This window comes from Nocardia sp. NPDC058705, assembly GCF_042749305.1.
GTDB lineage: Bacteria > Actinomycetota > Actinomycetes > Mycobacteriales > Mycobacteriaceae > Nocardia.
Genome location: NZ_JBHYRN010000014.1, coordinates 153,473 through 161,144, shown reverse-complemented (window position 1 = coordinate 161,144; position 7,672 = coordinate 153,473). Strand labels below are relative to the sequence as shown.

Here is a 7,672-nt window from a genome sequence, read left to right as displayed (position 1 = left end):
GCCGCCAGCAACGGTGGCTAACTCGCGGCCCCCCAGGGGCCGCGCTCGAGCGCGCCAGCGCTCCAATAAACACAGCCTCAAACCTCTGGGACAACTCAAACCCCGAAGCTCTGCCAGTCATCCCGCCTGCAGCCACCAACCCCGAAGGTCGACAACCAACCCACCCCAACCCCCAAACAGGCGAGCGCCTTCCCTGAGCGCCATCCGAGCCGACTGCCCCGGACTTCATTGGCCGGGGGTAGACCACCGTGGCAGTCGTGAATGACGCTCGCCTGCTCCCTCCAAGTACCCGTTACCCACTGTGAGAAACACTTGCGCACGCGAAAACCCACTCCCACTAGGAGTGATACGACACCGTTTCATATGTGGCTCTGATCTCAGCCGCGCGAAGCGGTCACCGCGCGCAGTACTCGGTACCGTGGGTACCAGCACGTGGCTTTCAACGATGCGGGCCCGTCCATCTCGGGTATACCCACAGCCACCGAAGGGAACCGCATCGTGACCGCACATCGACCTGCTCAGATCGTGCGCCTGTCCGCGATCGTCTTCTCCGGCGCCGCCAGCCTCTGCCTCACCGTCGCCGCGGGCGCCTACATCGTCAATCACATGCCCGAACTCGCGCCCCGTCCCGCGCCGGATGTCGCCGGGCCTGCTGCGACACCGAATCCCGGTCACCCCCGGCCCTTCTCGCTCGAGGACTCCGCACCGCGCGGCGGCGTGCAGCTGGCCATGTCCTTCGGGCCGCCGAACGCCGTACGGGCCGAAACCGCCGTGACGCGTACGCCGATCACCGCACAGCAGTCCGGTGTCGGTGCGCGACCGGACAATTCGCCGCTGGCAGGCCGGGTCGGGATCGGCGGCACCTATGTCGGCGCGCAAGTGGCACCGGCGCCCACCGATACCGTCGCGTTCACCGTCGACACCAATCTCGTGACAGTGGCGGCGAAATACCTCGGCCTGGCCCCCGATCCGGGTGCGGTGACCGCGCTGCACACCGAATTCGACTCGCGCCGTGGACAATTGGTGTTCGTGCTGTCGGACCCGGGTCTCGGCAGCCATACGCTGCGAGTCGACGCGCCGTCGCACATCGAGGCTGCCGGTGCCAAGCCCGCGACCCTCGGCCCGGACGAGCCGCAAGCCGGCGCACCGGAGTCGCTGCCCGAGGAACTGCCGACTACCGTCGGCGTGTGACTCGCACCTCGAACGGCACCTACGACTTCTGTGTGATCGGCGGCGGCATCGTCGGCGTGGCCACCGCGCACCGGCTGCTGACCCAGCATCCAGGGGCCGGTCTCGTGCTCATCGAGAAGGAGGCCACGCTCGGCGCGCATCAGACCGGGCACAACAGCGGCGTCATCCACTCCGGGATCTATTACCCCCCGGACAGCTTGAAGGCGCGACTGTGCCGGGCAGGCGCTCAGTGGACCAAGGAATTCGCTGCCGCCCATGATATTCCGTTCCGCGAATGCGGAAAGTTGCTGGTGGCCACCGATTCCGCCGAGCACGAGCGGATGCTCGCGCTGTACGAGCGGTCGATCGCCAACGGGGTCGAGGTCGAGGCGATCGACGCGGCCGAGCTGAAGCGGCGAGAACCCCGGATCACCGGTGTCGGAGCACTTTTCGTGCCCGCGACCGGCATCATCGACTACACGTTGGTCACCGCGGAACTGGCCGCGCAGATCCGGTCCATGGGCGGGGAAATCCTGCTCGACACCCCCGTCGACGCGATCACCGAAAACGTCTCGGCTGTCACAGTTTCGGGTCCGAGAGTCTCGGTCACCGCCGACACACTGATCGTGTGCGCGGGTCTGCAGGCCGATCGGATGGCACGTAAAGCGGGAATAGACACCGACTTTCGCATCGTCCCGTTCCGTGGCGAGTACTACCGCCTCCCCGCCGAACGGTCGGATCTGGTGCGCACGCTGATCTACCCGGTACCCGACCCCGCGCTGCCGTTTCTCGGCGTCCACCTCAGCCCCACCATCGACGGCGAACTCACCGTCGGCCCGAACGCGGTGCTCGGACTCGCGCGGGAGGGCTACCGCAAGGGCAGCGTGAACCGGCGCGACGCCATCGACGTGCTGAGCTTCGCCGGCGTGCGGCGGGTGGCCCGCGATCATCTCGCCACCGGCATCCGCGAGCTCCGCAACTCGGTGTTCAAGCGTGGCTACCTCGCCGAATGCCGGAAGTACTGCCCCGAACTCACCACCGCGGATCTGCTCGGGCACCGCGCGGGGATCAGGGCACAGGCGGTCCTGCGCGACGGAACCCTGGTGCACGATTTTCTCATCGAACGCACGCCGCGCTCGATCCACGTGCTCAACGCGCCCTCCCCGGCTGCCACATCGGCGATGCCGATCGCGCAGTACCTGGTAGAACAACTCAATTCCGCTAAATAAACAGGATATCTATAGTACTTTTGGCCCATCCGGATCAGGGAGGGCCGATGGGCCACATCAGGTTTGCGAGTGACGTCGGCGCGCCACCCGATGCCGCCTTCGCCTACGCCGCGGATTTCCGCCACGGACCGCAGTGGATGTTCGGCGTCACCGAGGTCGCACCGCTCGACAGTCCAGACCAGAGATTGGGCGCCGCCTTCTCGGTGAAAGTCCGGTTGTTCCGGGTTGTTCCGCTGCGCACATCAGTGGAGATCACCGAATTTCGGCGCAATGCCGTGATCGGGTATACCCTGCGGGGGCGGGTATGCGGAACCGTTACCCTGCGTTTCGATCCACTCGGCTACGAACGGTCGGTGCTGACCTCCGAAGCCGACTATCCACCACCACGCGGCATGTTCGCCCGCCTGTGCCACGGCCTCGTAGACGCGGCCGCGCGATCGGCACTGCGGGCGACGGAATCGCGGTTGCGAAGGGAGATAGAGGCATTCCACGGTACCGATCTTGTCGGCCGCATCGCCTAGGGTGGCGGTCATGATCATCGTGAGCACCGACGGGTCCTGCCTGCGCAATCCCGGTGGTGCCATCGGCTGGGCATGGGTGAATCATTCCGGGCCCGCCGACAGCGGTGGCGCGGCCAGCGGCACCAATCAGATCGCCGAGCTACGCGGGGTGCTCGAAGCCATCCTCGCCCACCCCGGCGCCGAACCGATGCTCATCGAGAGCGACTCCCAGTACGCCATCAAGTGCGCCTCGGAATGGATCACCAGCTGGCGGCGCAACGGCTGGCGCACCTCCACCGGCGGTGCGGTGAAGAACGTCGAGATCATCAAGCAGATCGACCGCGCCATCACCGGTCGCGAAGGACCGGTGCGTTTCCGCTGGGTACGCGGCCATGTGGGCAACTACTTCAACGAACAGGCCGACAAGCTGGCGGGCGAGGCGGCGCGGGCCGTTCGCGAGAACCCGGAGCTCGGGCGCGAGGTCGTGCCCGTCGAACCCGAACCAGCGAGGCCGCGCCGCCGCGAACCGGCGGCGCTCGCCCCCACGAACACGGTCTCCACAGGGAAGTCGGTCGCAACCGATGCTCCGGTGGCAGGGACTCTTACCCTGTTCTGAGCGTTTTGCGACCGGAGTGGGACCGCACAACGAAACGCCGCGGGCAATGAAGCTGCTCGCGGCGTTTCGGATGACTGTGTCAGCGGATCAGTTGCCCGGGTCGGGGGCCGGCGCCGGGGCGGGCTGACCGTCGAGTGGCGCGCCACCGGTGGGATCGCCGCTGTAGTCGAGCAGCGGTGAATCCAGCCTGCTCACCAGCCACTTGTCGCCGGAACGCACGAGGCTCATCTCGATCGGGAACATCATCCGCTGCGGTTCGGTCTGCGCGACGTTGCTGCGGTACTGGGTCATGGTGACCATGGCCTTGACCTCGTCGGTATCACCTGACATGTACGCGCACTGCACGTCTTCACCGGTCGACTTGAGCTGGGCCCGCTCCATGCCGATTCGCAGCTCTTCGCTGGCATCGCTGAACTCCTTCAGGAACCCGCCGGTGGCACCCGCCTTCATCGCCGCGATGTAGCCGTCGGGATCGTTGGAGTAGTCGTAGTTGACCAGCACGGCGGCGTAATCGCAGGCGGCCTTGGTCGACGCGGCGATGGCGTCGAGCTGCTCGGCCTTGTTGCTGTTCTGCAGGAAGAACACCACGCCCGCGGCGATCGCGCCGACCGCGACCACACCCGCCACACCGGCCGCGATCCAGCCCGAGGCGGCGGCCGGAGCCGACGCCTCGGTCAGCGCCTCGACGGCCGGCTGATCGCGCTCGGGGGAAGCAGGCACGGACTTCGCCGACTCCGGCTTGTCGGCATCGCTGTGGGCATCGTCGCCGGTCATCGAATCAACCCCGTTCTGTCGCGGTGTTCATCGCACCGAATCCATCGCGGCGCCCGTGACCCGGGCCACACGCTCTACACCGCGAGCATGCCCGATCCAGCTGTACGTGACCAGGCCGGGTATCGACTTACGCCTGGATTCAGTTACCGGGCGCGGGTGCCGGGGTGGTGCCGTCGGACGGTGCGACGCTGCCGAGGGGGGTGCCGACACCGAGACGGTCGAGAATCGGCGAGCTCATCATCGACACCAGCCACTTGCCGTCGACATTGTCCAGGGTGATCTCCACCGGGAAGATCATCGGCCGAGTCTCGTTGGTGATCGTGTTGCTCTGGAACTGGATCCAGGTGCCGAGTACGGTCGCCTGATCTTCATCGCCCGACTGGTAGGCGCAGTCGAGTTCCTCGATTGTCGACTTCGCGCGGACGTCCAGGATGGATTGCCGCAGTGCTTCGGAGCCGATCTCGAAGTTCTTCTTCAACTCACCAGTGCTCGCGGCTTTGACTTCGTCGAAGTACGGCGTGACATCACGGGTGCCGTCGAACACCACGAACTTGCGGACGAAATCACAAGCCGCGGTGGTCGCGGCCACGGTCTGGTCGGCCTTTTCGTTCTGCTGCATCCAGAGCACACCGAACGCGGCAGCAGCCGTTCCGAGTGCCACCGCCGCGACACCGGCGGCGGCCGCGGCGATCCACGGCCCACGCGAACCCGCCGATTTCGACTCGGACTCGGTCGGTGCCTTCTCCGTGCTGGCCGCCTTCTCGGCGCCAGCTGCCTTCTCGGTGCTCACAGGCTTCTCGGTGCTCACAGGCTTCTCGGCGCCCGTCGACTTCTTCTCGATGACCTCGGTCTTCGCCGTCGCATCGACGTCTTCGCTCTTCGCGGCCGGATCGGGCGAGGGCGTACTGTTCGTCGCTTCCACGTCCTCGGGCGTGGGCTTCGTCGAATCGTTCGCGGTGTCGTCCGTTGCCATGAAAATCAAATCCTTGTTTCTGTTTCGCGCGGCTGCGCTTCGATGGGCGTGACGGTAGCTCCGGTCACACTCCGTGTGCGCCCGGCATCACTGCATGGTAGGCCGGGCGCCCACGGTACCGTCTCGGCGGCTCGGTCGCTGTGCTCAGTTGACCGGCTTCAACGTGCGCTCGTTCGGGTCGACGCCCGGCGGCATGAACGAACCGTTGTCCGGGATGTTCGGTCGTGGCACGTTGGCCGCGCCACGAATCTGCTGGCCGGGAGGCGGGTTGGTGCAGTAGTTCCACTTCGGGAACGTACCGTCCTGGACCTGCCAGAAGGGCTCAGGCTTGGTGTCGTACTTGCACACCGGACGCGGCCAGATGTCGATCATCGCGTGGAACTCGCCGTCGTGCGCCGGGATACCGAACGCGCCGATGCCCTCGCCGAGTGACGGGAACAGCAGCCGCAGCGCCGGGGCGCGGAGAGTGGCCGCACGCGTGATCGCGGTCAGGTTGGTCGCCACCGAGGTGAGCGGATCACGTTGTTCGTCGAGTACCGCGCCGAGCGCCTCGAACTGCTTGGGCGCAGCCTGCAGAACCTGCTGCAGTTCACCGTCGGCCTTGTTGAACTGATCGAGCAGGGAACCGGAATTGCGCGTGAGCGTCTGCAGGTCCGGCTGCGCGTGCGACGTGGTTGCCATGATCACCTGCAGGTTCTTGACCAGGTTCACCGTCTGCGGGAGCAGGTTGTGCAGACCGGCGACGGCGATGCTCGCACCCTCGACCAAGGCACGCAACTGGTCAGGGCCCGCGCTCAACGCGATGTCGAGCTGATCGAGAATGACCTTGAACTGCTTCGGGTCCACCTGCGAGACCAGCAGGGTGGTGTCGTCGAGGACTTCCCACACCGGGGTGGGCGTGCGCACCTTGCCATCGTTGTGGTCGATGACGGCACCGTTCTTCAGATACGGGGCGCTATCGGTGCTCGGCTTGAAGTCGATGTATTGCTCGCCCGCCGCCGACAGTGCCTGCACCGAGACGAGCGTGTCCTGCGGAACCTGGTACCGACGGTCGATCTTGGCCACCGCCGCGATCGAACCGCCGCTGTCGATGATCTTGATCGAGGTGACCTGGCCGATGCGGTAACCCCGCATCGTCACGTCGTTGCCCTCTTGCAGACCGCCGGAGCGGTCGAGCTTCACGGTGACCTCGTAGTCGCGCTGCAAGGGGTTGTACCGCATGACATCGATCGCCAGGTAGGCGGCACCGAACACGAACACCAGCACCAACGTGCAGTTCGCCAGCAGGAGCTTGTGTTGTTTGAACAGCTTGCTCATCGGTGGCCTCCCAGCCGGCCCTGAACGACCAGCAGCACCTGGACGAAGCTGCCGACAAAGTCGTTCGCGTCTTGCATATTGGGCAGCCGGGCGGTACCCGGCGCGGTGATCAGCGGAATGTCGAGGTTGGTGAGATTCGCGTACGGAATCAGACCCTTGCCCTTGGTGGTCTGCTCGAGGCCGGGCCGCAGGATTGCCAGCTGATCGAGCACGAAGGCGAGCCGGTCCCCGGTCGAGGAGATCTGGCTGGTCAGGCTCGTGACGCTGTCGAGCAGGGTACCAAGCTGATCGGTGTTGGTCCTGGCGTAGTCACCCAGCGCTTCGGAGGTGTACGAAAGCCGGGCCAGCATATCGGTGAGCGCGTTGGTGTTCTCCGCGATCGCACCGATCGCAGTGGGCAACGTGTCCGCGACCTGGCCGAGTTCGCCACGCTTGGAGCTGATCGTCCCGGCCAGCGTGTTGAACTCGGTGAGCACCGAATCGATCTGCGTGCTGTTGGCATTGAGGTCGCCGAGCACGCCCGTCAGCTGCGTGGTCAGGTGGGCCAATTCGCCGCCGTGCCCACCGAGGATGGAACCGAGTTCGGTGCCGAGCCTGCTCAAGCTGGCCAAGCCGCCACCGTTGAACAACATCGTCACCGACAGCAGCAGCTGCTCGACAGTCGCACCCGCCGAGGTGAACTCGCGGGTGATGGTCTCGCCGTCGGTCATCATGGCAGCGCTGGGGTTGGTCGGCTTGACCACCGCGACGAACACGTCGCCGAGCGGGGTGGCCTGCCGCAGCTCGGCCACACTGCCCTTCGGCAGCTGGATGTCCTCGCGGATCTGCATGTCGATCACGGCCTGGAAGTTCTTGGTCGAGATCTTGGAGACCACGCCGATATCGGAGCCACCGATCTTGACCTTGGCCTGGTTGGGCAGGTTGAGCGCGTTCTCGAATTCCGCGTGCAGCGTGTAGGTTTCACCGCCGACGCCCGGCGCGGGCAGCGGCAGGCTCTCCACGGTCAGCCCGCAGCTCGAGACGGCCAACGTCACGGTGGTCAGCGCCGCCGCGGCCAGCACCGCCTTGGCGCGGCGAGTCTTTCGGTTCATCG

At 66.0% G+C, this 7,672-nt stretch carries 8 protein-coding genes; 4 read left to right on the top strand and 4 right to left on the bottom strand.

Annotation, left to right across the window (positions count from 1 at the left end; all coding sequences use genetic code 11):
* Positions 1-498 precede the first annotated feature (498 nt).
* Genes ACFW6D_RS18275 through ACFW6D_RS18260 form a run of 4 tightly spaced genes read left to right on the top strand, consistent with a single transcriptional unit; the run spans position 499 to position 3,515 of the window.
* Positions 499-1,191 (top strand): hypothetical protein, encoded by a 693-nt coding sequence (locus tag ACFW6D_RS18275; RefSeq protein WP_379329547.1) that lies wholly within the window; start codon positions 499-501, stop codon positions 1,189-1,191.
* Entirely contained in the window at positions 1,188-2,399 is a 1,212-nt protein-coding gene (lhgO, locus tag ACFW6D_RS18270) for an L-2-hydroxyglutarate oxidase (RefSeq protein WP_379329545.1), read from the top strand. Before ACFW6D_RS18275 ends, lhgO begins: the two co-directional genes overlap by 4 nt.
* Positions 2,400-2,446: 47 nt before the next feature.
* On the top strand, positions 2,447-2,920 hold the full coding sequence (locus tag ACFW6D_RS18265; protein WP_379329543.1) for an SRPBCC family protein: 474 nt from the start codon (positions 2,447-2,449) through the stop codon (positions 2,918-2,920).
* A gap of 10 nt (positions 2,921-2,930) precedes the next feature.
* Positions 2,931-3,515 (top strand): ribonuclease H, encoded by a 585-nt coding sequence (locus ACFW6D_RS18260; protein ID WP_379329541.1) that lies wholly within the window; start codon positions 2,931-2,933, stop codon positions 3,513-3,515.
* A gap of 87 nt (positions 3,516-3,602) precedes the next feature.
* Here the strand turns inward: ACFW6D_RS18260 and ACFW6D_RS18255 are convergent, their stop codons facing one another.
* The 4 genes from ACFW6D_RS18255 to ACFW6D_RS18240 all read right to left on the bottom strand — a co-directional run bounded on the left by ACFW6D_RS18255 (position 3,603) and on the right by ACFW6D_RS18240 (position 7,670).
* Positions 3,603-4,289: a hypothetical protein gene (locus ACFW6D_RS18255; RefSeq protein WP_379329539.1), complete on the bottom strand. Its 687-nt coding sequence runs from the start codon at positions 4,287-4,289 to the stop codon at positions 3,603-3,605.
* 139 nt (positions 4,290-4,428) lie between these two features.
* Positions 4,429-5,262: a hypothetical protein gene (locus ACFW6D_RS18250; protein WP_379329537.1), complete on the bottom strand. Its 834-nt coding sequence runs from the start codon at positions 5,260-5,262 to the stop codon at positions 4,429-4,431.
* A 144-nt stretch (positions 5,263-5,406) separates the two neighbouring features.
* The gene (locus ACFW6D_RS18245; protein WP_379329535.1) at positions 5,407-6,579 is read right to left on the bottom strand and encodes an MlaD family protein; all 1,173 of its coding nucleotides are present in this window, start codon (positions 6,577-6,579) and stop codon (positions 5,407-5,409) included.
* Complete coding sequence (locus ACFW6D_RS18240) at positions 6,576-7,670, bottom strand: MCE family protein (protein ID WP_379329533.1); 1,095 nt, start codon at positions 7,668-7,670, stop codon at positions 6,576-6,578. The genes ACFW6D_RS18245 and ACFW6D_RS18240 overlap by 4 nt, the downstream gene beginning before the upstream one ends.
* Between the last annotated feature and the right edge of the window lie 2 nt (positions 7,671-7,672).

Coding starts and splice junctions, on each gene's coding strand:
- ACFW6D_RS18250 (WP_379329537.1), bottom strand. CDS start 5,262: ATGGCAACGGACGACACCGCGAACGATTCGACGAAGCCCACGCCCGAG.
- ACFW6D_RS18255 (WP_379329539.1), bottom strand. CDS start 4,289: ATGACCGGCGACGATGCCCACAGCGATGCCGACAAGCCGGAGTCGGCG.
- ACFW6D_RS18260 (WP_379329541.1), top strand. CDS start 2,931: ATGATCATCGTGAGCACCGACGGGTCCTGCCTGCGCAATCCCGGTGGT.
- ACFW6D_RS18245 (WP_379329535.1), bottom strand. CDS start 6,579: ATGAGCAAGCTGTTCAAACAACACAAGCTCCTGCTGGCGAACTGCACG.
- ACFW6D_RS18240 (WP_379329533.1), bottom strand. CDS start 7,670: ATGAACCGAAAGACTCGCCGCGCCAAGGCGGTGCTGGCCGCGGCGGCG.
- ACFW6D_RS18265 (WP_379329543.1), top strand. CDS start 2,447: ATGGGCCACATCAGGTTTGCGAGTGACGTCGGCGCGCCACCCGATGCC.